Genomic DNA, 24,138 nt, shown 5'->3' on the forward strand with positions numbered 1-24,138 from the left:
CGTACACGCGGTACGTGAGGGCGGTGAGCACTGCCCGGGGCCAAACTGGCAAATAAAATAACCTAATGGGATAGACTCTAAGTGGGAACTGACGATGCTTGTCTATTGGCTGGATATTATTGGCACCGCCGTGTTTGCCATCTCCGGCGTTCTGCTGGCTGGAAAGCTGCGCATGGACCCTTTCGGCGTGCTGGTATTAGGCGTGGTGACCGCGGTAGGCGGTGGCACCATTCGCGATATGGCCCTTGCTAACGGCCCGGTATTTTGGGTTAAAGACCCTACCGATCTGGTGGTGGCGATGGTCACCAGCATGTTCACTATCCTGCTGGTACGCCAGCCGCGCCGGTTACCCAAATGGGTGCTGCCGGTGCTGGACGCCGTCGGTCTGGCGGTATTTGTCGGTATTGGCGTCAACAAAGCCTTTCTTGCCCATAGCGGACCGCTGGTGGCCGTCTGCATGGGGGTCGTCACCGGCGTCGGCGGGGGGATCATCCGCGACGTGCTGGCGCGTGAAATCCCGATGATTCTGCGTACGGAAATCTACGCGACGGCCTGCATCGTTGGTGGCATCGTGCATGCGACGGCGTACTACACCTTTCAGGTTCCGTTAGAAAACGCGGCGATGATAGGTATGGTGGTCACGCTGGTCATCAGGCTGGCGGCCATCCGCTGGCACCTGAAGCTGCCAACGTTCGCGCTTGATGAGAATGGACGGTAATAAAAGCAAAACGGTAACCTTAACGTTACCGTTTTTAGCGTTTGCTCCCTCTCGCTGTATGAGAGGGCTGGGAAGAAGAGGCTCCCGGGCGCACTATCTTTAGACGCTGAACGAGGAGCCGCAGCCGCAGGTGCTTTTCGCATTCGGGTTGGTCACGATAAAACGCGAGCCTTCCAGACCTTCGGTATAATCGACGGCGCCGCCGACCAGATACTGCAGGCTCATTGGGTCAACCACCAGGCCGACGCCCTGCTTCTCGATAGTCATATCGCCTTCGTTAACCTGATCGTCGAAGGTAAAGCCGTACTGGAAACCGCTGCAGCCACCACCGGTGATGTACACGCGCAGTTTCAGGTTCGGATTGTCTTCATCCGCAATCAGGTCTTTTACTTTAATCGCCGCGGCTTCGGTAAACTCCAGCGGCAACGCTACGTCATCACTCATTTTATGCTCCCATTGATACTTCTGACCGGTTAAAGAATAACCCGACCTTTTGAGCCATTATCCAATACCCGAGTAAATCGTTCAAGTATTCTCCCCGCCGACCGGCTGCGCCTTTGCTTCCTGTTCCGCCTTTTGTTTTGCCAGGGTGCGCTGCAGAATAGTCGAGTATAAAGGCTTACCGCCGAGGAATTGTGCCAATAGTGTTGCGCCGAGACAGGTAATAATCATTGGCAAAATGAGCTGATAGTTATCGGTCATCTCCAGCACCAGCACGATGCCGGTCAACGGCGCGCGAACCGAGGCGGCGAGCAGCGCCCCCATCCCGGCGATGGCAAAGGTGCCGGCATCCAGATGATAGGCCGGAAATAGAGGCGTCGCCGCCATGCCAAACGCCGTGCCCAGCAGCGTCCCCAGCGCCAGCATCGGCGCAAAGATACCGCCGGGCGCGCCGGAAGAGAAGCAAAGCAGCGTGGTAATCACCCGCGCGATAAAAATAAACAGCAGCAGGCCGACGGAAAAATTGCCCGCCGCGGCGATGGGAATCAGGTTAAACCCGCCGCCGGACGCCGCCGGCTGAATCAGGCCCAGCACGCCGCAGCTTCCGCCGATCAGGCCGCCAATCAGCACCCATTTTTTAATGTTGCCGCCGTGGAGCCGCTGGAACATATCCTGGGTGCGCAGCACCAGCGTATTAAACAGCGGGCCAACACAGCCAAAAATCATCCCGAGGATCAAATACAGCCACAGGGTGTTGACCGGCGCATTGCTGAGCTTACCGACCTCGATAACCGCTTTATCGCCGTTGAAGATACGGAAAACGATGGTGGCCATAATGACGCCGGTAAACACGGCTTTAATGGAGATCAGGTTGTAGCGAAACTGCGGGCGCATCTCTTCAATAATAAACAGAATCCCGGCCAGCGGCGCGTTAAAGGCGGCGGAGAGCCCCGCCGCGGCGCCGGTTGCCAGCAGCGTATGGCGCGCTTCCGGACTGCGCATGCGAAAAACGTCCACCACCATGCGCCCAAGATTGCCCCCAAGCTGCACCATCGGCCCTTCGCGCCCCAGCACCATGCCCGCACCCAGCGTCCCCATGCCGCCGATAAACTTCACCGGCAGTACGCGCCACCAGCGAACGGGACGCAGCTCCTCCAGCGCGCCTTCAATTTCCGGGATCCCGGAGCCGCCCGCTTCCGGCGCAAAACGACGGACGAGAAAATAGCCCACCATCGCCAGCAAAGCGGAGAGGATAAAGGCCAGCGGCCAGACCAGAAACCAGTGGTCCGCCACCTCTACCAGCGCGCCTATGCGCAGGTTCTGCACCCAGTTGACGCTTTTTTCAAACGCGACGCCGATCAGCCCCGCCAGCGTGCCGACAACGGCCGCCATTAATAACACCGCCAGCGGCGTTTTATCACGCTGAATCAACCGACGCACGGCATCGCTGCGGCGAACGCGTACGAACTGATGTGCTGAAGAAGAGGGGTTTTCTGCTTTCATGCCATTATCAATAATAAGTAATACAAATAGAAAGAAGGTCATTCTAGCCAACCGGACAGGCTCCGTCGTCAAAAAAATGCGCCGTGACCCCATTGTTTCAATTGGGCAAAACTTTCATAACCTTCCTGGAATAACTTAGAATAGTCGACAAAACATTTTTCACGAACCAGGACCCTGGCAATGAGCAAATCTGAAAATCTGTATAACGCTGCGCGTGAACTTATTCCCGGCGGTGTGAACTCTCCGGTACGTGCGTTCACCGGCGTCGGCGGTACGCCGCTGTTTATCGAGCGCGCCGACGGCGCTTACCTTTACGACGTTGATGGTAAAGCGTATATCGATTATGTCGGCTCCTGGGGCCCAATGGTGCTGGGTCATAACCATCCGGCCATCCGCAACGCGGTCATTGAAGCCGCCGAACGCGGCCTGAGCTTTGGCGCGCCGACGGAGATGGAAGTTAAAATGGCGGCGCTGGTCACCGAGCTGGTCCCGACCATGGATATGGTCCGCATGGTGAACTCCGGTACCGAAGCCACCATGAGCGCCATTCGCCTGGCCCGCGGCTTCACCGGCCGTGACAAAATTATCAAGTTCGAAGGCTGCTACCACGGCCACGCCGACTGCCTGCTGGTAAAAGCCGGCTCAGGCGCGCTGACGCTCGGCCAGCCGAACTCGCCGGGCGTGCCGGCGGACTTCGCCAAACACACCCTGACCTGCACCTATAACGATCTGTCCTCGGTTCGCGCCGCGTTCGAACAGTATCCGCAGGATATCGCCTGCATCATCGTTGAGCCGGTAGCCGGTAATATGAACTGCATCCCGCCGCAGCCGGAATTTCTGCCGGGCCTGCGCGCGCTGTGCGACGAGTTCGGCGCGCTGCTGATTATTGATGAAGTCATGACCGGCTTCCGCGTGGCGCTGGCCGGCGCGCAGGATTACTACGGCGTTGTGCCGGATCTGACCTGCCTTGGCAAAATCATCGGCGGCGGTATGCCGGTTGGCGCATTCGGCGGTCGTCGTGAGGTGATGGATGCCCTGGCGCCGACCGGCCCGGTTTACCAGGCAGGCACCCTCTCCGGCAACCCCATCGCGATGGCGGCAGGTTTCGCTTGCCTGAGCGAAGTGGCGCAGCCCGGCGTGCACGAGACGCTAACCGAGCTCACTAACCAGCTGGCCCAGGGCCTGCTGGACGCCGCGCGCGATGCCGGTATTCCGCTGGTGGTGAATAACGTCGGCGGCATGTTCGGCATTTTCTTTACCGATGCGCCAACCGTGACCTGCTACCAGGACGTGGTCAAATGCGATGTCGAGCGGTTTAAACGCTTCTTCCACCTGATGCTGGAAGAGGGCGTCTACCTGGCGCCGTCGGCGTTTGAAGCGGGCTTTATGTCCATCGCCCATAGCGAAGAAGATATCGACAACACCGTCGCCGCCGCGCGTAACGCCTTCGCGAAGCTGTAACCTCAACGCCGGGGCCCCCCTGCCCCGGCAATACGCATCTTGTTTAAAAGCATCATTTTGCGTCGGCCCACGCATAACAAGATGCAAACGCGATCGCCTCGAAAGATTGTCATCATCCCACCTCGTAGAACCCAAAATCGTCGGCAGACAATGGGCAGGCAAAAGCAGATTCTCAGCGGAAACTCAGCCGCAAGGATTGCTCAGAATGACAACACAATCGTCCCCTACACCGCATGACGCCATTTTTAAACAGCTACTGGCCCATATCGATATGCAGCACCGGCGTATTGCGATCCTGGAGCTCCTGCAAAAGCATATTCGCCAGCGGGATCTCATGTTGCTGCTCGAGCAATTGGGGATTCTGCTTAACGCGGGATACACTACCGCCGAGCAGCTAAAAGTGTTTTTTAGCTATATGGGGCAGCGCGGTCGTGACGGAAAACGAATTAGAGCAGTTGCAGAATTCCGCAGTTAGTCCTGACTGAATCCGGGCAAAAAAGGGGATAACATCGCGACGCCCGCCGGGCATCGCGATGGTGAAACGCTACCGACTCTGCTTTCTCAACAGATAGATAAAGTACGGCGCGCCGATAAACGTCGACAGCAATCCTGCCGGGATTTGGTACGGGAACATCAGCATCCGGCCGCACCAGTCGGCAAACACCAGCAGCACTCCGCCAATCAGGCCGGAGATCGCCATATGCGGCATCGTACGCCGGAATCCCATCATACGCGCAATATGCGGCGCCATTAACCCCACGAAGCTGAGCGGGCCAATCGTTAGGGTTGCGGCCGCGGTCAGACATGCCGCCAGCAGCAGCAGCCCGATACGTGACGGCGTCAGCGCCATCCCGACCGCCCTCGCCGCCTCGCCGCCCAGCGGCAGAATCGTCAACCAGCGTCGGCAAAGCGGCGTCAGCGCCAGCAGAATAAGCATCACCGCGCCGCTGCGCATCACGAGCTCCGGCGTGGCGCTGTAGGTTGAGCCGGAAATCCACGTCAGGATCTGCGCCATTCGCGGATCGCCGCTGGCCTGCAGCATCATCAGCAGCATGGTAAACGCCGTGCTCAGCGCCATCCCCGCCAGCAGCATGCGATGCGGCGAGAACCCGCCGCGTCCGGCGGCAATCAGAATGACCAGCAGCGTCGCCGCCGCGCCGAGGCTACCGGCGGGCAGCAGCCAGCCAAAGGCATTTCCCGGCACGAAGAACAGCATCACCACCACGCCAAACGCCGCGCCCGAGCTGATCCCGAGCACTTCCGGACTGGCCATCGGATTACCGGTTAAGCGCTGGATAATGCAGCCCGCCACCGCCAGCATCACGCCAGCGAACAGCGCCGCCAGAATGCGCGGCCAGCGCCAGGGTATTAGCTCATCCAGTAGCGTACCGCTGGCCCAGTGCCAGCCCTGCGCGTCGCGGCCGAAAGCCAGCGCCGCGACGATGGCCAGCAGCAGAATCGCCAGCCCGCCCAGCGCGAACCACAGCACATGTTGCCGTTCAGCCAGCACGCTATCGCCACCGTTCATCACCGGCGCGCTAATGCTGCGCAGGCGCGGCAGCAGCCATAGCAGCAGCGGCGCGCCAATCAGCGCGGTCACCGAACCGGTGGAGATCTCCATCCACACCCGGGCCAGCCAGAGGATAACCTGATCGGAGAGCCACAGCAGCAGCGCGCCAATCAGGGCCGCCAGCAGCAGGCGCGAGAGCAGGCGACGCGCGCCCAGCATCTTCGCCAGCAGCGGCGCGAACAGGCCGATAAAGCCAATAATCCCCACCGCATTCACCAACAGGGCGCTAATGATAATCGCCAGGGTCAACGCCCCCAGCCGCGCCAGCGAGAGCGCCAGTCCGAGGTTGCGCGCCACGCCGTCGTCCAGCCCCATCAGGGTCAGCGGACGCAGCAGCAGTAGCGTTAAAATCGCTCCGCCCAGCAGCTGCGGCCACAGCCGCTGCACCACGCTCCAGTCGGTCTGCGTCAGGGTACCTGTACTCCACAGGAACATACTTTGCAGCCGATCGTGATGGAAAATAGCCATTAGTTGATTAAGCGCGCCGCAGTACAGGCTCACCACCAGCCCTGCCAGAATCAACGTCACCGGCGAGAGGCGTTTGCCCCACGACACGCCAAACACCAGCGCGCCGACAATGCACGCCCCGGCCAGCGCGGCGAACTGCGACGCCAGCACGCCAGGGATCGCCCACAGCGTGGTGACCGTCATGCCCAGCTGCGCCCCGGTCGCCACGCCGAGCGTCGTCGGCTCCGCCAGCGGGTTACGTAGCACCTGCTGGAACAGCACGCCCACCAGCCCCAGCCCGGCGCCGACCAGCAGCGATATCGCCAGCCGCGGCAGCAGGCTGTAGTGGAACAGCATCTGAGCGATATTATCGATATTCGGCTGCCAAAGCGCCTGCCCCCATTCGCTTCGCGGCAGCGCCACGTTGAGGTTGAACAGCGTCAGCGCAGCAGCGACGAGAAGGAGCGTCAACAGCAGTGATGTCGCCAAAGGCGAAATTCGCGATCTCATGCCGGGCCTCCCTGAGCGTCGGCCAGCACGCGGGCAAAATGCATCGCCGATAGCGTCGCGCCATAGAACCACACCGCCGGGACGCGCTGAAAATGCCCTGCGCGAACAAACGGCATCGCTCGCCACAGCGGCGTCGCCATAAGCTGCGCCATCTCCCGCGCATTGCCGTGGTCGAAGCAGATAACGTCGGCGTCTCTGTAGGCCGCCAGCCGGTCAATACCGACGGTGACGCTGCCCCAGAAGGTGGTTTCGCCCTGCCAGGCATTTTTGATGGCAAAGCGGTCGAGCACCTCCTGGAACAGGCAGTTTTGCGCAAAAACCAGCACGTGACGGCTATCAAGCAGAGTAATCATCAGCAGCGGACGATCGCCGCGGCGGGCAAAGCGCGGTCGCAGGCTCTCCATCAGCGCGTCAAATTCCGCCAGATGGCGCTTCGCTTCCCGCTGCCTGCCGATCAGATCAGCCATTTCGCCAAGCGACTGCTGAGCCATCATCAGCGGGCGCTTGCCGTCGCTGAAGGTGAATCCTCGTCCGGGCGCTATACGCGCCAGCTTTTCCGCCGACGGGCCGTATCCCGCCGACCAGACCAGAAACGACGGCTTCATCTGCGTCAGCAGCTCCAGATTGGGCTCGGTACGCAGCCCGACGTCAATCACCGAATCAGGCAGCGCCGGTTCATTGACCCACAGCCGGTAGTTAGGGATATCGGCAACGCCGTAGGGCGTAACGCCCAGCGCCAGCAGCAGCTCTACCGGCAGCCATTCGAGCGCGACAATACGCTGCGGATCCACTTCCGCCGCCCGCGCGCCGCGCATCTGCCACAGCAGCGGCGACAGCGCCATTGCGGTCAGCAGGCGCCGCCGCGTGATAAATGTGAGGTTTTCCATCAATAGACAAAACTTACCGGCGCTGCGCCAGCCGGATGCGGCAGGATCCCCATCGGGATGCCGTAAATTTGTTCCAGGGTTTCGCTGCGCATCAGCTCCGCGGGCGTTCCCTGAGCGATCATCTCACCGCCGCGCAGCGCAACCAGATAGTCGCAGTAGCGCGCCGCCATATTGATATCATGCAGTACGGCGATCACCGTCAGCCCGCGCTGCTGGCTGAGGCGATGGACCAGCGCCAGCACATCCACCTGGTGGGCGATATCCAGCGCCGAGGTCGGTTCATCGAGCAGCAGGCAGCGGCTATCCTGAGCCACCAGCATGGCAATCCACGCGCGCTGGCGTTCACCGCCGGAGAGGCTGTCCACCAGCCGGTGGGCCAGCGGTTTTAGCCCGACCAGCGCAATCGCCTCTTCCACTTTCTCCCGATCCGCCGCGCCAAAACGCCCCAGCGCTCCGTGCCACGGATAGCGGCCGATCGCCACCAGCTCCCGCACCGTCATGCCTTCCGCCGGCGGCAGCTGCTGCGGCAGATAAGCCACTTTGCGGGCAAAGGCTTTACTGCCCCAGCTGTCGAGCGGCTGACCGTCGAGCAAAACCTCCCCGTCCGAGGGCGCCTGATGGCGGCCAAGCATTTTCAGCAGCGTCGATTTGCCGGAGCCGTTATGGCCAATCAGGCCCGTGACTTTTCCCGCCGGGAAGGTTAACGACAGAGGATGCAGCAGCGTTCGGCCGGGCACGCGGAAGGTCACGCGGTCCAGTGAAAACGTCGTATCGGAGTGCGGAGTGATTTCCTGCATAACGGAACCTGGTCAGAGGCGCGGCGAACCGCGCCCGTTAAGTGGTTAGAAACGGAAAGTCGCGGTCGCCACAACCTGGCGCTCAGCGCCCCAGTAGCATGCGTACTCGCTATAGCAGCTGGAAACGTATTCGCGATCGAACAGGTTGTTGACGTTGACCCCGATCGACGAACCCGGCAGACCAAAGCGCGCTAAATCATATTTCACGGTGGCATCCATTAACGCGTAGCCCGCGACGTTGAAGGCGTCATCTTTTTTCCCCGTCGAAGTATCGTTTTTGTAATAGCTTACCGTTGAACCGACATAGCGCGCCCCGGCACCCACCGTCAGGCCGCTCAGCGCGGTTTCGTGGAAGGTGTAGTCCGCCCACAGCGACGCCATGTTGCGCGGCACTTCCGCCGGACGCTTGCCGTTAAAGGTGGTGTCATGCTGGTATTGGGCGTCGGTATAGGTATAGGAAGCCGTCACGTTGACGTTGGCGTTAACCGCCGCCTTCGCCTCCAGCTCAATCCCGCGAGAGCGGATTTCGCCCGTCTGGATGCTGAACGAGGCGTTGTTCGGATCCGCCGTCAGGTTTTTATCTTTGGTCAGCTGATATACCGCGGCGGTCAGCACGACCGGCATATCCTTCGGTACGTACTTCACCCCGGCTTCATACTGTTCGCCGTGGGAAGCATCGAAGGGTTTGCCATCCCGCGACGATCCGGAAACCGGCTCAAAAGACTGGCTGTAGCTGAAGTATGGCGAGATACCATTATCAAACAGATAGTTAATACCGCCGCGCCAGGTGAACTGCTGATCGTGATTTTTGGCGAGGGTATTCGCAGGGCGCGTCAGGGTTGAAGCCATTGCATAGTCGTAGCGGCCCCCCAGCGTCATCACCCACTTATCCCACGCCATCTGATCCTGGGCATAGAGACCGGTCTGCTCCATACGGTTCAGCACTGAATAGGGGAAGTTAACGCTAACGTTTGCATTGCCATACTGCGGGTTTTGCATGTCAAGCGCGGAAGCCGTCCCGTAATCGGCGTTCACATCATTGCGCATGCGCGAATAATCCACGCCGGTTAGCAGAGTGTGCCCTACAGCGCCGGTAGCGAAATCAGACTGCAGCTGGGTATCAACGGTAAATGTATTAAGGTTCTCATCGGAGCGAACGTACGCACGGTTGATTTTGCCTGTCGGCGTATATCCGTTGCCGTAGACCGAACGGTAGAGGGTATGGACGTTGGCATAACGCAGGTTCTGACGTACGGTGAAAGTATCATCAAACTGATGCGAGAAGCTGTAGCCCACCATCTGCTGACGGCGGGACATCTTATTATCCGCCTCGCCTTCGTTAAAGTCCGTCGGCAGCTTATGCGCCTTACCGTTGGCGTCGTAATACGGCACCACCGTCCCTTCACGCGGCAGCCAGCCGTAATATCCGGCATACGGATCGCTCTGGAAATTACTCAGGAAAGTGAAGTCCGTTTTGTCATCCGGACGCCAGCTAAAGGAGGGGGCGACCGCGTAACGGGTAGACTTCGCCATTTGCTGCTGGGCGTCCTGGCTGCGGCCCAAACCGGTCAGACGATAAGACCACACGCCGTCATCATCAATGGCGTCGCTGAAATCAAATCCCGTCTGCCACAGATTATCGGTGCCCATTTTAAACTGGATTTCTTTCAGCGGCTCAGTGGTCGGACGCTTGCTGACCATGCTGACGATACCGCCAGGGTTGCTGTTGCCGTACAGCACCGACGTTGGCCCGCGCATCACCTCAACACGTTCGAGGAAATAAGGGTCCATCGATACTTCGGAATAGTTATTACCCTGCAGCTTCATCCCATCCAGATACTGGTTGGTATTCACCGTTGTCGACGTGGTGAAACCACGAATCGTCACCACATCATAGGTGGTTGAGCTGCCGCGAGTCGAGAATACGCCCGGCGTATAGGCCAGCGCTTCTTTCACCGTCGTCGGCTGCTTCATCTCCATTTCCTGACGGGTCACCACGGAAATAGACTGCGGCGTTTTTTCGATGGGGGTATCGGTTTTTGTTGCGGTAGCCGAATGTTTCGCCGCGATGGTCGCTGCCGGTCCCCAGGCGCTCTCCTGCGGGGCCGGAGCGGCGGTGACGGTAATGGTTTCTTCTTTCGGTTCAACTGCCGCCTGTGCATAAACAGACATGCCGCTAACCGCCGTGGCTACTACAACTGCGATTTTACGCAGCGAGTGATTTGGCTGAGCAGTTTTAAGACGCGCCATGGGTATATCTCTAATAGAAGTGAATGATAACGTAAACGAGAATTATTATTATAACGGGTGACATAATAGGCGAAACGCGCGCGGCAAGGCAAGAAATATGCCCCCTGTGAGCGATCAAAGGATGAATAAATAACCAGACGGTAAGTGTGGGGTTAAACGGCTGTTAATTAAATGACAGAGATAAAAAGGCCCCCTACTACCGGGGTAGTAGAGGGCCTATATTTCCGCCTCCATTTAACCGACACAGCGCCGGTTTACAGGATGCAGCGGCGGGTTAATTGCTGCCGAACATATCCTTAATCCAGCCCGCTACGCCATCGCTCTTCTCCTGCTTCGGCGGTTGCTGCTGCTGATTTTGCTGCTGCGGCTGCTGCCCGGACTGATTGAACGGGTTATTCGCCTGCTGCTGCTCAAGCTGCTGCTGTTGGATCTGTTCGCCCTGGCGGCACAGCGCGTCCGGCGTGGTCGTCCATACCGGCAGCGAGCGCATGCCGCCGCTGCAGACAAAGTTACCGCTGCCATCGACGCCCATATCCACCACGTCTTCAGGCGGAGTCAGCACCAGCGGCGTCGGCGTCTGGTTAGCCAGGTAGCGCTGATAAATTGACATCGCGCCGCTGGCGCCGTACAGCTTGGTCGGCTGGTTATTATCGCGACCCACCCAGGTAATGGTCACCTGACCGCCGTCAATACCGGCAAACCAGGTATCAACGTTGTTGTTGGTGGTCCCGGTTTTACCCGCCAGATGCAGGCCCGGATACTTCGCGCCCAGCTGGCGACCGGTACCGCGCTGCACCACCTGCTGCATGGTCCATAGCGTCATATACGCCGCCTGCGCCGGCACCGCGCGTTCCGCCTGCGGATAGCTCTGATAGAGCACGGTACCATCTTCAGCGATAACGGAACGCAGCGCGGACAGCGGTGCGCGGTTACCCCCGCTGGCAATGGTCTGGAACGCCTGCGCCACTTCAATCGGCGTCAGGTTCAGCGCCCCCAGCAGCATAGACGGCACGGCGTTCAGCTGATTCTTCGGCGCGCCCAGCTTAGTCCAGGTATCGACCACCGCCGGCAGACCCAGCGCCATCCCAAGGTTCACGGTCGGCACGTTCATTGAACGCGTCAGCGCGTCAACCAGCATCACTTTACCGCTATCGCTGTAGCGACGATCGTCGTTCTGCGGCGACCACGTCTGGCCGTTGGACAGGCGAATCGAGATAGGCGCATCGGCAATCCAGGTATTGAGACGATACTGGTTCGGCTGGCTTAGCGCGGTCAGATAGGTCGCCGGTTTTGCCAGTGAACCAATTGAACGGCGCGCCTGCATCGCGCGGTTATAGCCGGCAAACTGCGGCTCCGCGCCGCCGACCATCGCCCGCACCTCGCCGGTGAAGCGGTCGACCACCACCATCGCGGTTTCCAGATCCGGCAGCTTACGCTGTTTCTTCAGCGCCGGAATACCTTCCGTCGCCGCTTTTTCCGCCGCGTCCTGCGCGACCGAGTCGAAGGTGGTAAAGATCTTCACGCCGGAGAGATCTTTTACTTTGTCGCCCAGTTTCGCCTGCAGCTCCTGGCGCACCATCTGCATAAACGCCGGCTGCGGAGAGATCACCCCGCCGCGCGGCTGTACGCCCAGCGGACGCGCGCTCAGCATGTCATACAGCTCCTGATCGATAACCTGCTGCTGCTGCAGCAGACGCAGCACGAGGTTGCGTCGCTCCAGCGCCAGCTTCGGGTTACGCCACGGGTTGTAGACCGACGCGCCTTTTACCATCCCCACCAGCAGCGCCTGCTGATCGAGGCTCAGCTCTTCCACCGGACGACCAAAGTAATAGAGGCTCGCCAGCGGGAAGCCGCGGATCTCGTTATCGCCGCTCTGACCGAGGTACACCTCGTTCATGTACAGCTCAAGGATACGATCCTTGCTGTAGCGGGCATCGACGATCAGCGCCATATAGGCTTCATTAATCTTGCGCCAGTACGAACGTTCGCTGGAGAGGAACAGGTTCTTCACCAGCTGCTGGGTCAGCGTACTCGCCCCCTGCACCGTACGCCCGGCGGTCAGGTTCGCCAGCACCGCGCGGCCAATCGAGTAGAGGCTGATGCCGTCGTGTTCGTAGAAATGACGATCTTCCGTCGCCAGCAGGGTATCGACCAGCAGATCCGGGAAGCCGTTGCGCTTAACAAACAGACGCTGTTCGCCGTTGGCCGATTGCAGCATGGTGATCAGGCGCGGATCGAGACGGAAGAAACCGAACTGGCGGTTGTTATCCATATTCTCGATGGTGTCCAGACGATCGCCATTAAAGGTCAGACGCGCGCGCACCTGCCCTTCTTTACTGTCCGGGAAATCGAACGGACGGCGGATCATCTCGATACTGTTGGCCTGTACCGTGTATTCGCCCGGGCGCGTCATCGCACTCACCTGGCGATACTGCGTGGCATTGAGCAGGCGCACCATTTCGTTTTTGCTGATCTGCATATCCGGCTCAAGGTTGACCATCCGGCCATAAACCGCCGCGGGCAGATCCCAGACTTTACCGTCGATGCGGCTGCGGATTTTCTGATCGAGGTAGACGCCATAGGCGGCAATCAACACCGCGCAGACGACCCCAATCTTAATCAGCAGCCATAGCCAGGCGCGTTTACGACGAGGGGGTTTGCCGCCTTTGCCTTTTCCTTTCCGCGGCATCGGTTTTTCATCCTCATAGTCATCATCATCGTAATCGTCGTCGTAGTCCTCTTCCCGGACCCGACGGCGAGTTACCTTTTGTTTTGCCGGGCGCGAGGGTCTCCCCTTACGTCCGATCGGCTCGCGGTCATCTCCCGCCATGCTTTTTCTCCGCAACTTACAGGCGTAAAGGCCTGATTCTCAATGTTTCCCCGATTGGGGGAAAGAAGAAATCTCTCAAATTGACGCCCGACCGTTTTGGCTTTCAGGCGACCATTTATGAACTGCGCGACGCGTTATCATGTCGCTCGCATGATTTTCACTTTAAAAATTCACCATACAAATCACATTGTTACCGGCTTCATCGACAGAATAGTTAGGGACACGGTACTTGTTGTCCAGGCGATACAGGATAGCACTAAACCGCGACATTCTTAACCAGCATTTTACATGCTCATCAGGTAACAAAAGGGAAATTATTATGTTTTTTAACAACATAAACATGTCCGTCCGTATCCTTCTACATGCCGCCAAAAGAAAGCGGAACGGCAACGCCGGAAAATAGTATTTCCGCCATAAAAGAAAAATCATGCAGGTGAAAGAAAAACAAATTTAAAAGACGACAATGATAAAAAAGCGAGCCGCTTAACATTGATAATTTGGCAGATTTTCTGATGACTGCGGACAAATATTTGTTAAACTGTCAGCCAATTAATTTTTCCGATTAATATATTATGCGCAACTTTATTCTATTCCCGCTTATGGCGGTCGCCCTGCTCTCAGGCTGTCAGCAAAATCGTTCGACAACCCTCAGTCCTGCCGTGAGCGGTCAGGCCCAGCTTGAGCAGCTCGCCTCCGTCGCCGCCGGGGCGCGCTATCTGAAGAATAAATGCAACCGCAGCGATCTGCCCGCCGATGAAGCGATTAATCGTGCGGCAATAAACGTGGGTAAAAAACGCGGATGGGCGAATATTGACGATAATCTGCTAAGCCAGCGCAGCGCGCAGCTATATCAACAGCTCCAGCAGGACAGTACCCCGGAAGCCACAAAATGCAGCCAGTTTAATCGCCAGCTGGCGCCATTTATTGATAGCCTGCGCGGCAATAAATAGCGCTTATTTTTATTCCGCTCGCACTATTTTATTCAGCCTGCGGACTCTCCTCAATCGCCCCGCCCGGCCAGTCATCCAGCGCCGCGAGGGTAAACGTTTTACCGTTGAAGCTAAATACGGTGAGATCCTGCTGAATCTGCTCAATAACCAGGTTCGGCAGCGGCGAGTCGCCCTCCTTCCAGGACTGTCCGTTTAATACAATGCTGCGTTTCTCCGCCAGCGAGGCGTAGACGTGCGCGCTATAGCGCAGAGGCGGCAGAGTATCTTCATCGATCGCTATTTCTGGTTCAGCCTTCATTTCTGGCTCGGCTTTAACCGCCGTCACGGCAGTTTTGACCGCCGGTTGATTCAGCGGCACTAACGCCGCATGCGCTACCGGCTGCCTTATCTGCTGCGGCTCGGGCTTATTCCGCCACTGCTCGCCGCCGAACCAGCCGAGCGCAATCAGCAGCGCGGCGTACAGCGGTACGGTCACATAGGGGATCTGCACCATTTTTCCAACTACCGTCGGGGGCGCGGACTGCGGGTACGGCTCTTGCTGACGAACAAGCACGGGCTTCTCCTTAATCAAGACACGCCATCCCGGCCCGCGGTTATGACGCCGCGGGCCGGGAGGTTCAGGTCTTACTTGCTGCTGACCGGCAGCCCGGCGCCCTGGGCATCGCCCTGCGGCATTTCCAGCACCGCCACAGACCATGCCGGCAGCGTGACCGTGCCATCAGCGGCAATCTGCACGCCGTTTGCCAGCGAATTTTCGCCCGCCGCCTGCTGGATCGCGCTCAGCTGCAGCGTTTCACCGGCAAACTCATTCAGCGTACGGCTTTCCGGCGCGGCGTTAATCATCACCACCAGGCCGTCAAGACGGCTATCCAGGCTGGCGCCCGCTTTCACTCCATCATCCACGGTCATAATCAGCAGACCGGCCTGCTGGTCTGAACCGGTATTACGGAAATCAACGCGCTTCATCACCGCGCTGCCGTCGCCTAAGGTGAACAGCGGGGAGGATTTACGCAGCTCGGTCAGCTCCTGGTAGAACGCGGTCATCTGCTTCAGCTCCGCTTCGCCCGGAGTGGCAACCATCTCTTTGACGCGAGTAATCACGTCATAGTTGCTGCCGTCATCGCTGATGCGCGGCATCCCAACGTTGTAGTTGTTATCCTGCAGGGAATAATCCACGCGGTTGAACCAGTCGCCGGAGTCGTAGGAGTCGCGGGTAAAGGATTTCGAGCGCAGCAGTTCAGAACCCTGCTGGTCGAAAGCGATCCCCTGCCCGAGCATCACCGTCGCCAGCGAAACGGCCTGCATGCGAACGCGGGTCGCCAGGTCGGCTTCCAGGGACGCTTTATAGCTGATCATGTCCCACAGCGTCTGGTTGTCGTGCTTCGAAACATAGTTGACGACTTCCGTCGGGTCTGCGGCATAGCCGCCAGGCGCGCCGTTATAGTCAATTTCGCTGCCTTTCTTCACCGCACCGTCTTTGTCGATCATCACAAAGTCAGCGAGGTTACCGGCCATGCCCAGACGGGTCAGATCGGCCAGATGACGCACCTGGTCATCGCTCAGGCTGGCGAGTTCGTTTGGCAACACGCCCGCGCCGCTGCCGACGCCCTGGTTCTGACGCAGCGCATCGCCGGAATCGAACGGGCCGCCGCCGCGCACGGAGTCGCGCAGGCGATCGGAGAACGTGCCGATGCCGGTACCTTTCAGGTTGATCTGCGAGGCGATTTCAAAGCGGTCGCTCTGGTTCGAGTCCCAGCCTTCGCCGAAGAAGTAGATATCCGGGTTCAGGGCCTTAATGCGCTCCCACGCCGAGAGAATTTGCGCTTTCGGGTGATAGCCCATCAGATCGAAGCGGAAGCCATCGATTTTATAGTCCGTGGTCCACACCGCCAGCGAATCGGCGATCAGCTTGGCGAACATCCGATGCTCCGGCGCAGAGTCGGAACAGCAGGTGGCGGATTCAACGCTGCCGGTAATTTCATTCAGACGCTGATAGTACCAGGGTACGATCTTATCCAGCACCGACGTGCGGTCGGTCGGGCCCGCGGCGTTGGTGTGGTTGTATACCACGTCCATAATGACGTTCATCCCCAGATCCTGCTTGATCGCCTGAATCATGGTGCGGAACTCTTTGATGCGCGTCGTGCCTTCCGGATCGGTCGCGTAGGAGCCTTCCGGAACCGTGTAGTGGAACGGATCGTAGCCCCAGTTGTAGGAGTCGGTCTGCGCCACCAGCGTATTCAGCGCCTGCACCTGCGGATTATCCTGGCTATCGCTCTGCTTAAGCTGATTCAGCACCTCTTCCACGGTGGAGCCGCTGTCGCAGTATCCGGCGAACTCGCTGCTTTTCACCGCGCTGTTCACTTCGCACAGGCGGCTGAACGGCTGCTGAATATCGGCGACTTTGTCGCTGAACTCGTTCACCGTTGCCAGATCGAAGACCGGCAGCAGTTCAACGTGCGTGACGCCTGAAGCGGAGAGCTTCTTCAGATGCTGCACCATATTGCTGTCGCCGGCGGTCAGCGCAAGGTATTTACCGCGCAGTTCGGCCGGAACGGTCTGGTCCCAGGCGGAGAGATCGCGAATATGCGATTCATGAATCGTCATCTTCGCTAAATCCGCTTTTGTCTTCTGGGCATGCGGCATCGTCAGGCTATCCCAGCCGTCAGGCTTCAGGGCGCTGTCGTTGAGATCGACCACCTGGCTGTACTCCGAGTTGGTCGACAGGCTATGCGCATACGGGTCGGTGACTTCGTACTGTTCAACCTTGCGCGACTGCGGGTGATAAACCGTCATCGCATAGCGGTAGAACGCGCCTTTCAGATCGCTACCGCCCTGCCACGACCACGCGCCGGAAGCGCTGTCGCGGGTCATCGGATGGCTGCCAATCACTTTTTTGTCCGCGCTGTAGACCACCACATCCACCTGCTGAGCGGTCGGCGCCCAGACGCGGAAGGTGACGCCGCCGTCGGCCAGCTGCGCGCCGTAGCTCAGGGCTTCCGCCGCTTCGGCATAGGTATCATCCAGCACGCCCGCCGTCTGTACCTGGGTGGCGGAAATCAGGATCCCGTCCTCTGCGGCGGCAATGGCGACCGTTTCACCCTGCAGCAGCTCGTCAACGTTGGCGTTGTCCGGCAGCTTAAAGGCCGCATAGCTGGAAAGGTGCGGGAAGCGCATGCTGACCTGCTGGCTGACGGTAGTCGGCGTCAGTTTCAGGTAGCGGTCGGTAAATTTGCCTTCGCCGTCGGCCGCCACTTTACTGCTGTGGCTGTAGTAGAGGCGCACGAGGGGCTTATCCTGCCCGCCCGGCCACAGCAGCGTATTTTTATCGACCCAGTGGGCTTCGGCCAGCGCGACGCCAAAAGCGGCGCGGAAGGCGTCGGCGCGGGAGTCATAGACCGCGCTGTTGCCGGCGATCACCGATACCGTACGATCGGTAAAGTCGCCAAACGACACCCGCAGGTCGCTATCGATCAGCTTATCGGTGCCGTCGCGAACGATAACGTTAATACAGCCGCTCTCTTTGTTGAGCGGGATCACCCAGTACGGGCCATATTTATCGCTGCCGCTCGGCGTGGTGCTGACGTCATTCCAGTCCGCTACCGGCGCGCTCAGCGCGTCGCAGGTTTCGTTGTTCCATAAGTAGAGGTTTTTACTGCTGTAGTCCGCAGCGCTACTGCTGGTAATGCCGGCGATATCCACCAGGTGAATGACCGCCTGCTTTTCTGTCGCCGTGGCCGCTTCGCCGGGTACGGCAACGTCAGGTAAACGTACAACCACATCCTGATTACCAGGAGTGTCGGGATTTCCAGAGGAAGAAGAAGAGGATCCGTTATCGCAGCCGCTAAGTAAAACCAGCGATCCCAGAACCAGGGCATTACGGGTATATCTGAGCATTCGATAGTCCCTATACATGCTGATTAAATTATATGAAGTGTTATATACGCGAAACTATTCCTGGCGCACTTAAGCACCATAAAAAAATAACGAGCATATCTTTAAAGCGCCGATAATTAGATATTCTTGCTCTCTCCGGTTCAATCATCCATTCGCTCATTACGTGGGGGCGTAGGCGGCCGGAGGAGAAAAAATAAAAAGGGAATGACGACCGCAACAGCCAAACTCTTTATGATTCGCAGCGACCTACGCAGATTCCCGCAATAAGCACGCTCACAATAAAAAAAGCCCCACCAATATCGGCAGGGCGGTACCTTTTGCTGAGGGAAATAGAATGAGCAAAGGAATAAAAATGCATAATTCCGTGATGAGATTAACAATATCAAATAAAAAAATAATTAATTACGCGCCTCATATTGTGACGTCCATCATATTATTTTTTATCTGCCAGCAGCTCGCCCAATTAACCTGGAAAATAATTCTCCCGGTAAACTTTACGGATAACGCATTGAGCCCTGCCGATATGACTGCGCCCGCAACCCCCTCCCCGGAAACGGCGCTGCCGCGCTTTACGCTGTTTGGCCTTGCGGAGAAAACCTCCGCCTCCGCGCACGGCGGCAACCTCGACCAGGCGCCCGTATCGGCGCTCAAACTGCGCGTTACCGGCCTGCTCGCCAGCACCGATCCCTCTCGCGCCATTGCCATCATGATGAAAGGGAATCAACAGGTTAGCCTCGGGATTGGCGATAGCACGCCGGGCGGAGAGGCGAAAATCGTCGCTATTTTCCCCGACCGCCTGATTGTTAATTACCGCGGCAGAAATGAGGCTATCCCGCTGTTTAACGACCCGCCCGCCGCCGGCAAAAATAGCGCCGCGCCGCCAGCCCGCCAATTGGCGCAGGAGCTCCGCGCGCAGCCGCAAAATATTCTTCATTACCTCAATATTTCGCCGGTCATGGTTAACGACAAGCTCAGCGGATATCGTCTGAATCCGGGCAAAGACCCGGCGCTATTTCGCCAGGCGGGTCTCAAGGAAAACGATCTGGCGATAGCCCTGAACGGCCTGGATCTTCGCGATAAAGAACAGTCCCGCCAGGCATTAGCCCAGCTACCGGAATTAACTGAAATAACCCTTACCGTTGAACGCGACGGCCAGAAACAAGATATTTATCTAGCCCTGAGGGATGAATAATTGATCATCGCCAACGTCATTCGCCCATTTTCCCTGATACTGCTGGTATTCGCCGCGCTGTTATTCAAACCGGCCGCGGCGGAAGAGTTTTCCGCCAGCTTTAAGGGCACCGATATTCAGGAATTTATCAATACGGTGAGTAAAAACCTGAATAAAACGGTCATTATCGATCCCAGCGTACGCGGCACCATTACCGTGCGCAGCTACGATATGCTCAACGAAGAGCAATATTATCAATTCTTCCTCAGCGTCCTCGATGTCTATGGCTTCGCGGTGATTAATATGAATAACGGCGTCCTGAAAGTCGTTCGTTCGAAGGATGCGAAAACCGCCGCGGTGCCGGTGGCGAGCGATGCCGCGCCGGGCATTGGCGATGAGGTCGTCACCCGCGTCGTGCCCCTGACCAACGTCGCGGCCCGCGATCTGGCACCGCTGCTGCGCCAGCTTAACGATAACGCCGGCGCGGGCAGCGTGGTGCACTATGAACCCTCCAACGTCCTGCTGATGACCGGCCGCGCGGCGGTCATCAAGCGCCTGCTAACCATCGTCGAACGCGTCGATAACGCCGGAGACCGCAGCGTGGTGACCGTTCCCCTCGCCTGGGCCTCCGCCGCCGATGTAGTCAAGCTGGTGACCGAACTCAACAAAGACACCAGCAAATCGGCGCTGCCCGGCTCAATGGTCGCCAACGTGGTGGCCGATGAACGCACCAACGCGGTGCTGGTCAGCGGCGAGCCGAACTCCCGCCAGCGGATCATCGCCATGATTAAGCAGCTCGACCGCCAGCAGGCGACCCAGGGCAATACCAAAGTGATCTACCTGAAATACGCCAAAGCCTCCGACCTGGTGGAAGTGCTGACCGGCATCAGCAGCACGATGCAGAGCGAAAAGCAGGCCGCGAAACCGGTGGCGGCGCTGGATAAAAATATCATTATCAAAGCGCACGGTCAGACCAACGCCCTGATTGTCACCGCCGCCCCGGACGTAATGAACGATCTGGAGCGGGTGATCGCCCAGCTGGATATCCGCCGCCCGCAGGTACTGGTCGAAGCGATTATCGCCGAAGTGCAGGACGCTGACGGTCTGAACCTCGGCATCCAGTGGGCCAATAAAAATGCCGGGATGACCCAGTTCACCAACAGCGGTCTGCCGATATCCACGGCCATCGCCGGGGCCAACCAGTACAACAAAGACGGCACCGTCAGCAGCTCGCTGGCAAGCGCCTTAAGCTCCTTCAACGGCATTGCCGCCGGCTTCTACCAGGGCAACTGGGCGATGCTGTTAACCGCCCTCTCCAGCAGCACCAAGAACGATATTCTCGCGACGCCGAGTATCGTCACCCTCGACAACATGGAAGCCACCTTTAACGTCGGCCAGGAGGTCCCGGTGCTGACCGGCTCGCAAACCACCTCCGGCGATAACATCTTCAATACCGTCGAGCGCAAAACCGTCGGCATCAAGCTAAAAGTGAAGCCGCAGATCAACGAAGGCGATTCGGTTCTGCTGGAGATCGAACAGGAGGTCTCCAGCGTGGCGGACGCCGCCTCCAGCACCAGCTCGGATCTCGGCGCGACCTTCAATACCCGTACGGTCAATAACGCCGTGCTGGTCGGCAGCGGCGAAACGGTGGTCGTCGGCGGACTGCTGGATAAAAGCGTCTCCGACACCGCCGACAAAGTCCCTCTGCTCGGCGATATCCCGGTGATTGGCGCGCTGTTCCGCTCCACCAGCAAAAAGGTCTCCAAGCGCAACCTGATGCTGTTTATCCGCCCGACGGTGATCCGCGACCGCGACGAGTACCGTCAGGCTTCATCCGGGCAGTACACCGCGTTTAACGACGCCCAGAGCAAACAGCGCGGCAAAGAGAACAACGACGCGATGCTGAGTAACGATCTGCTGGAGATCTACCCGCGCCAGGATACCGCCGCGTTCCGCCAGGTCAGCGCCGCCATCGACGCCTTCAATCTGGGAGGCAATCTATGACCCCCGCCGCTGAACGACGCCCGCTGCTCCCCTTCGGCTACGCCCGCGCGCACAACGTGATGCTCCTGAGCAACGGCGAAAGCTGCGAGGTTTTCTGCCTCGCCGCCACCGCGCCGCAGGCGCTGCTGGAAGCCCGCAGGGTGGCCGGGATGCCGTTCAGCCTCGAGCGACTGGAAGCGGAGGCGTTCGAAAAGCTGCTGGTGCTGAGCTATCAGCGCGACTCCGCCGAGGCCCGGCGCATGATGGCGGATATCGGCAACGAGCTGGATCTGTACACCCTTGCCGAAGAGCTGCCGGACACCGACGACCTGCTGGATAGCGAAGACGACGCGCCGATTATCCGCCTGATTAACGCCATGCTCACCGAGGCTATCAAAGAGAAAGCGTCGGATATTCATATCGAAACCTATGAACGCCACCTGCAAATTCGCTTTCGCGTCGACGGCGTACTGCGCGAAATTCTGCGCCCCCAGCGCCGCCTCGCTGCGCTGCTGATCTCGCGCATTAAGGTGATGGCGAGCCTTGATATCACCGAAAAGCGCATTCCTCAGGACGGTCGCATGGCGCTGCGCATTGGCGGACGCGCCGTTGACGTGCGCGTCTCCACCCTGCCGTCGAGCTACGGCGAACGCGTGGTGCTGCGTCTGCTCGATAAAAACAGCGTCAATCTCGACCTGCTGACCCTCGGCATGTCGCCCGCGCTGCTTCAGCAGGTGGATGGACTGATCGCCCGCCCGCACGGCATCGTGCTGGTGACCGGGCCGACCGGTTCGGGAAAAAGCACCACCCTCTACGCCGCGCTGAGCCGCCTCGATGCCCGCGAGCGCAACATCATGACCATTGAAGATCCTATCGAATATGAGCTGGAGGGCATCGGTCAGACCCAGGTTAACGCGAAAGTCGATATGACCTTTGCCCGCGGGCTGCGCGCCATTTTGCGCCAGGACCCTGACGTGGTGCTGGTGGGCGAAATTCGCGACGGCGAAACGGCGCAGATCGCCGTTCAGGCTTCGCTAACCGGTCATCTGGTGCTCTCAACGCTCCACACCAACAGCGCGCTGGGCGCCATCTCGCGCCTGCAGGATATGGGCGTGGAGCCTTTTCTGCTCTCCACCTCGCTGCTGGCGGTGATGTCGCAGCGGCTGGTGCGCCGGCTCTGCCCGCACTGTCGCCAGCAGGAACCGGCCAATGCCGACGCCGCCCGCCAGATGGAGATCGCTCCCGGCACGGCGCTCTGGCAGCCCCGGGGCTGCGCCGAGTGCGGCTTTACCGGCTATCGCGGACGTACCGGCATTCACGAACTGCTGCTGGTGGACGATCGCGTGCGTATGGCAATCCACCGCGGCGAAAACGAGGTGACGCTGATCCAGCAGCTGGGGGCGGACTATATCACCCTGCGCCACGCCGGACGGGAAAAGGCGCTGGCGGGGATCACCAGCTGGCAAGAGGTGCTGCGGGTTAGCGAACAGCAGATCGCGGAGGCCTCCTGACATGGCGCTTTTTCGCTATCAGGCTGTTGATGAAAACGGTAAAACCCGGCGCGGCGTCCAGCAGGCGGACTCCGCCCGCCACGCTCGCCAGCTGCTGAGGGAAAAGGGCTGGCTGGCGCTGGACATCGCCCCGGCAGCCGGCAGCGGCGGGCAACTGCGCTTTATTCGCCGCACCAACGCCCGCGATCTCGCCCTCGTTACCCGCCAGTTGGCGACGCTGGTCGCCGCCGCCATCCCGCTGGAAAAAGCGCTCGACGCGGTGGCCCAGCAGTGTGAAAAAAACCAGCTGAAAACCCTGATTGCCGGCGTGCGCGGCAAAGTGCTGGAAGGCCATTCGCTGGCGGAAGCGATGCGCGGCTACCCGGGCTGCTTCGACGCGCTCTACTGCGCGATGGTCGCCGCCGGAGAAGCCTCCGGCCACCTCGACGGCGTGCTGAACCGGCTGGCGGACTATACCGAACAGCGCCAGCAGCTGCGCGCCCGGCTGCTGCAGGCGATGATTTACCCCATCGTGCTGACCCTGGTGGCGGTCAGCGTGATCGTCATTCTGCTATCGACGGTGGTGCCGAAGGTTGTCGAGCAGTTTATCCACCTTAAGCAGGCGCTGCCGTTTTCCACCCGCCTGCTGATGGCGATGAGCGATGTGCTGCGCGCCGCCGGTCCGTGGCTGCTGCTGGCCGCCGTGCTCGTCGCTCTGCTGCTGCGCTACCTGCTGCGGCAGCCGGCAAAGCGGCTGGCCTGGCACAGGCTGCTGCTGCGCCTGCCGCTGATTGGCCGGGTCGCGCGCAGCGTTAACAGCGCCCGCTACGCCCGCACCCTGAGCATTCTCAACGCCAGCGCCGTTCCGCTGCTGCTGGCGATGCGCATCAGCGCGGAAGTATTAAGCAACGCCTGGGCGAAGCGCCAGCTGGAAGCCGCCAGCGACGCGGTTCGCGAAGGCGTCAGCCTGCATCGCGCGCTCGAAATGACCCAGCTGTTCCCGCCGATGATGCGCTACATGGTCGCCAGCGGCGAACAGAGCGGCGAGCTCAACGGCATGCTGGAGCGCGCGGCGGATAACCAGGACCGGGATTTGAGCGCGCAAATTCAGCTGGCCCTCAGCCTGTTTGAACCTTTGCTAATAGTGGCGATGGCCGGCATGGTGCTGTTTATCGTCCTCGCCATCCTGCAACCGATACTGCAGCTCAATACCCTGATGAGTATGTAATTGTT

General features: G+C 59.3%; 16 protein-coding genes and 1 pseudogene. 8 read left to right on the top strand and 9 right to left on the bottom strand.

Annotated elements, in window-relative coordinates:
• Positions 1-94: 94 nt before the first annotated feature.
• Positions 95-718, top strand: a complete 624-nt coding sequence (locus ACESQ2_RS17470) for a TRIC cation channel family protein (RefSeq protein ID WP_009654554.1) — start codon at positions 95-97, stop codon at positions 716-718.
• A 99-nt stretch (positions 719-817) separates the two neighbouring features.
• On the opposite strand, the gene erpA is transcribed toward ACESQ2_RS17470, so the two are convergent.
• Both erpA and clcA read right to left on the bottom strand, forming a co-directional pair.
• Entirely contained in the window at positions 818-1,162 is a 345-nt protein-coding gene (erpA, locus tag ACESQ2_RS17475; RefSeq protein WP_004098733.1) for an iron-sulfur cluster insertion protein ErpA, read from the bottom strand.
• Between the two features lie 81 nt (positions 1,163-1,243).
• Positions 1,244-2,662: a H(+)/Cl(-) exchange transporter ClcA gene (clcA, locus tag ACESQ2_RS17480; protein WP_032694441.1), complete on the bottom strand. Its 1,419-nt coding sequence runs from the start codon at positions 2,660-2,662 to the stop codon at positions 1,244-1,246.
• Between the two features lie 180 nt (positions 2,663-2,842).
• Between clcA and hemL the strand changes: the two genes are divergently transcribed.
• Both hemL and ACESQ2_RS17490 read left to right on the top strand, forming a co-directional pair.
• On the top strand, positions 2,843-4,123 hold the full coding sequence (gene hemL, locus ACESQ2_RS17485) for a glutamate-1-semialdehyde 2,1-aminomutase (protein WP_046877771.1): 1,281 nt from the start codon (positions 2,843-2,845) through the stop codon (positions 4,121-4,123).
• Positions 4,124-4,394: 271 nt separating this feature from the next.
• Positions 4,395-4,553, top strand: a pseudogene (locus ACESQ2_RS17490) (Rpn family recombination-promoting nuclease/putative transposase); the annotation flags it as partial.
• 114 nt (positions 4,554-4,667) lie between these two features.
• Here the strand turns inward: ACESQ2_RS17490 and fhuB are convergent.
• The 5 genes from fhuB to mrcB all read right to left on the bottom strand — a co-directional run bounded on the left by fhuB (position 4,668) and on the right by mrcB (position 13,414).
• Positions 4,668-6,650: a Fe(3+)-hydroxamate ABC transporter permease FhuB gene (fhuB, locus tag ACESQ2_RS17495; RefSeq protein ID WP_049069159.1), complete on the bottom strand. Its 1,983-nt coding sequence runs from the start codon at positions 6,648-6,650 to the stop codon at positions 4,668-4,670.
• The gene (gene fhuD, locus ACESQ2_RS17500; RefSeq protein WP_224260336.1) at positions 6,647-7,537 is read right to left on the bottom strand and encodes a Fe(3+)-hydroxamate ABC transporter substrate-binding protein FhuD; all 891 of its coding nucleotides are present in this window, start codon (positions 7,535-7,537) and stop codon (positions 6,647-6,649) included. Before fhuD ends, fhuB begins: the two co-directional genes overlap by 4 nt.
• Complete coding sequence (fhuC, locus tag ACESQ2_RS17505; RefSeq protein WP_004098728.1) at positions 7,537-8,334, bottom strand: Fe3+-hydroxamate ABC transporter ATP-binding protein FhuC; 798 nt, start codon at positions 8,332-8,334, stop codon at positions 7,537-7,539. Before fhuC ends, fhuD begins: the two co-directional genes overlap by 1 nt.
• Positions 8,335-8,379: 45 nt before the next feature.
• Positions 8,380-10,584, bottom strand: a complete 2,205-nt coding sequence (gene fhuA / locus ACESQ2_RS17510) for a ferrichrome porin FhuA (RefSeq protein WP_049082182.1) — start codon at positions 10,582-10,584, stop codon at positions 8,380-8,382.
• Between the two features lie 274 nt (positions 10,585-10,858).
• Complete coding sequence (gene mrcB, locus ACESQ2_RS17515) at positions 10,859-13,414, bottom strand: bifunctional glycosyl transferase/transpeptidase (protein ID WP_025107374.1); 2,556 nt, start codon at positions 13,412-13,414, stop codon at positions 10,859-10,861.
• Positions 13,415-13,986: 572 nt separating this feature from the next.
• Between mrcB and pulS the strand changes: the two genes are divergently transcribed.
• Positions 13,987-14,364 (top strand): GspS family T2SS pilot lipoprotein variant PulS, encoded by a 378-nt coding sequence (pulS, locus tag ACESQ2_RS17520; protein WP_004098724.1) that lies wholly within the window; start codon positions 13,987-13,989, stop codon positions 14,362-14,364.
• 28 nt (positions 14,365-14,392) lie between these two features.
• Here pulS and gspB read toward each other — a convergent pair whose 3' ends face one another.
• Both gspB and pulA read right to left on the bottom strand, forming a co-directional pair.
• A complete protein-coding gene (gene gspB, locus ACESQ2_RS17525) occupies positions 14,393-14,917 on the bottom strand; it encodes a type II secretion system assembly factor GspB (RefSeq protein WP_032720571.1) in 525 nt (174 codons plus the stop codon).
• Between the two features lie 71 nt (positions 14,918-14,988).
• Complete coding sequence (pulA, locus tag ACESQ2_RS17530) at positions 14,989-18,261, bottom strand: pullulanase-type alpha-1,6-glucosidase (protein ID WP_224260334.1); 3,273 nt, start codon at positions 18,259-18,261, stop codon at positions 14,989-14,991.
• Between the two features lie 352 nt (positions 18,262-18,613).
• Between pulA and gspC the strand changes: the two genes are divergently transcribed.
• The 4 genes from gspC to gspF are packed head-to-tail and all read left to right on the top strand — an operon-like array spanning position 18,614 to position 24,133.
• Positions 18,614-19,453 (top strand): type II secretion system protein GspC, encoded by an 840-nt coding sequence (gene gspC, locus ACESQ2_RS17535; protein WP_032694390.1) that lies wholly within the window; start codon positions 18,614-18,616, stop codon positions 19,451-19,453.
• Complete coding sequence (pulD, locus tag ACESQ2_RS17540) at positions 19,454-21,436, top strand: GspD family T2SS secretin variant PulD (RefSeq protein WP_046877776.1); 1,983 nt, start codon at positions 19,454-19,456, stop codon at positions 21,434-21,436.
• The gene (gspE, locus tag ACESQ2_RS17545) at positions 21,433-22,926 is read left to right on the top strand and encodes a type II secretion system ATPase GspE (protein ID WP_049069161.1); all 1,494 of its coding nucleotides are present in this window, start codon (positions 21,433-21,435) and stop codon (positions 22,924-22,926) included. The genes pulD and gspE overlap by 4 nt, the downstream gene beginning before the upstream one ends.
• Before the next feature lies 1 nt (position 22,927).
• Complete coding sequence (gene gspF, locus ACESQ2_RS17550; RefSeq protein ID WP_102803157.1) at positions 22,928-24,133, top strand: type II secretion system inner membrane protein GspF; 1,206 nt, start codon at positions 22,928-22,930, stop codon at positions 24,131-24,133.
• Positions 24,134-24,138 lie beyond the last annotated feature (5 nt).

The organism is Klebsiella sp. Q11 (assembly GCF_964241505.1).
Lineage (GTDB): Bacteria > Pseudomonadota > Gammaproteobacteria > Enterobacterales > Enterobacteriaceae > Klebsiella > Klebsiella michiganensis.

What these genes read in the sequence shown, in the direction of transcription:
- fhuC (WP_004098728.1), bottom strand. Translation starts at nt 8,334, where the DNA reads ATGCAGGAAATCACTCCGCACTCCGATACGACGTTTTCACTGGACCGC.
- fhuD (WP_224260336.1), bottom strand. Translation starts at nt 7,537, where the DNA reads ATGGAAAACCTCACATTTATCACGCGGCGGCGCCTGCTGACCGCAATG.
- fhuA (WP_049082182.1), bottom strand. Translation starts at nt 10,584, where the DNA reads ATGGCGCGTCTTAAAACTGCTCAGCCAAATCACTCGCTGCGTAAAATC.
- erpA (WP_004098733.1), bottom strand. Translation starts at nt 1,162, where the DNA reads ATGAGTGATGACGTAGCGTTGCCGCTGGAGTTTACCGAAGCCGCGGCG.
- mrcB (WP_025107374.1), bottom strand. Translation starts at nt 13,414, where the DNA reads ATGGCGGGAGATGACCGCGAGCCGATCGGACGTAAGGGGAGACCCTCG.
- gspC (WP_032694390.1), top strand. Translation starts at nt 18,614, where the DNA reads ATGCATAATTCCGTGATGAGATTAACAATATCAAATAAAAAAATAATT.
- clcA (WP_032694441.1), bottom strand. Translation starts at nt 2,662, where the DNA reads ATGAAAGCAGAAAACCCCTCTTCTTCAGCACATCAGTTCGTACGCGTT.
- ACESQ2_RS17470 (WP_009654554.1), top strand. Translation starts at nt 95, where the DNA reads ATGCTTGTCTATTGGCTGGATATTATTGGCACCGCCGTGTTTGCCATC.
- gspE (WP_049069161.1), top strand. Translation starts at nt 21,433, where the DNA reads ATGACCCCCGCCGCTGAACGACGCCCGCTGCTCCCCTTCGGCTACGCC.
- hemL (WP_046877771.1), top strand. Translation starts at nt 2,843, where the DNA reads ATGAGCAAATCTGAAAATCTGTATAACGCTGCGCGTGAACTTATTCCC.
- gspF (WP_102803157.1), top strand. Translation starts at nt 22,928, where the DNA reads ATGGCGCTTTTTCGCTATCAGGCTGTTGATGAAAACGGTAAAACCCGG.
- fhuB (WP_049069159.1), bottom strand. Translation starts at nt 6,650, where the DNA reads ATGAGATCGCGAATTTCGCCTTTGGCGACATCACTGCTGTTGACGCTC.
- pulA (WP_224260334.1), bottom strand. Translation starts at nt 18,261, where the DNA reads ATGCTCAGATATACCCGTAATGCCCTGGTTCTGGGATCGCTGGTTTTA.
- pulS (WP_004098724.1), top strand. Translation starts at nt 13,987, where the DNA reads ATGCGCAACTTTATTCTATTCCCGCTTATGGCGGTCGCCCTGCTCTCA.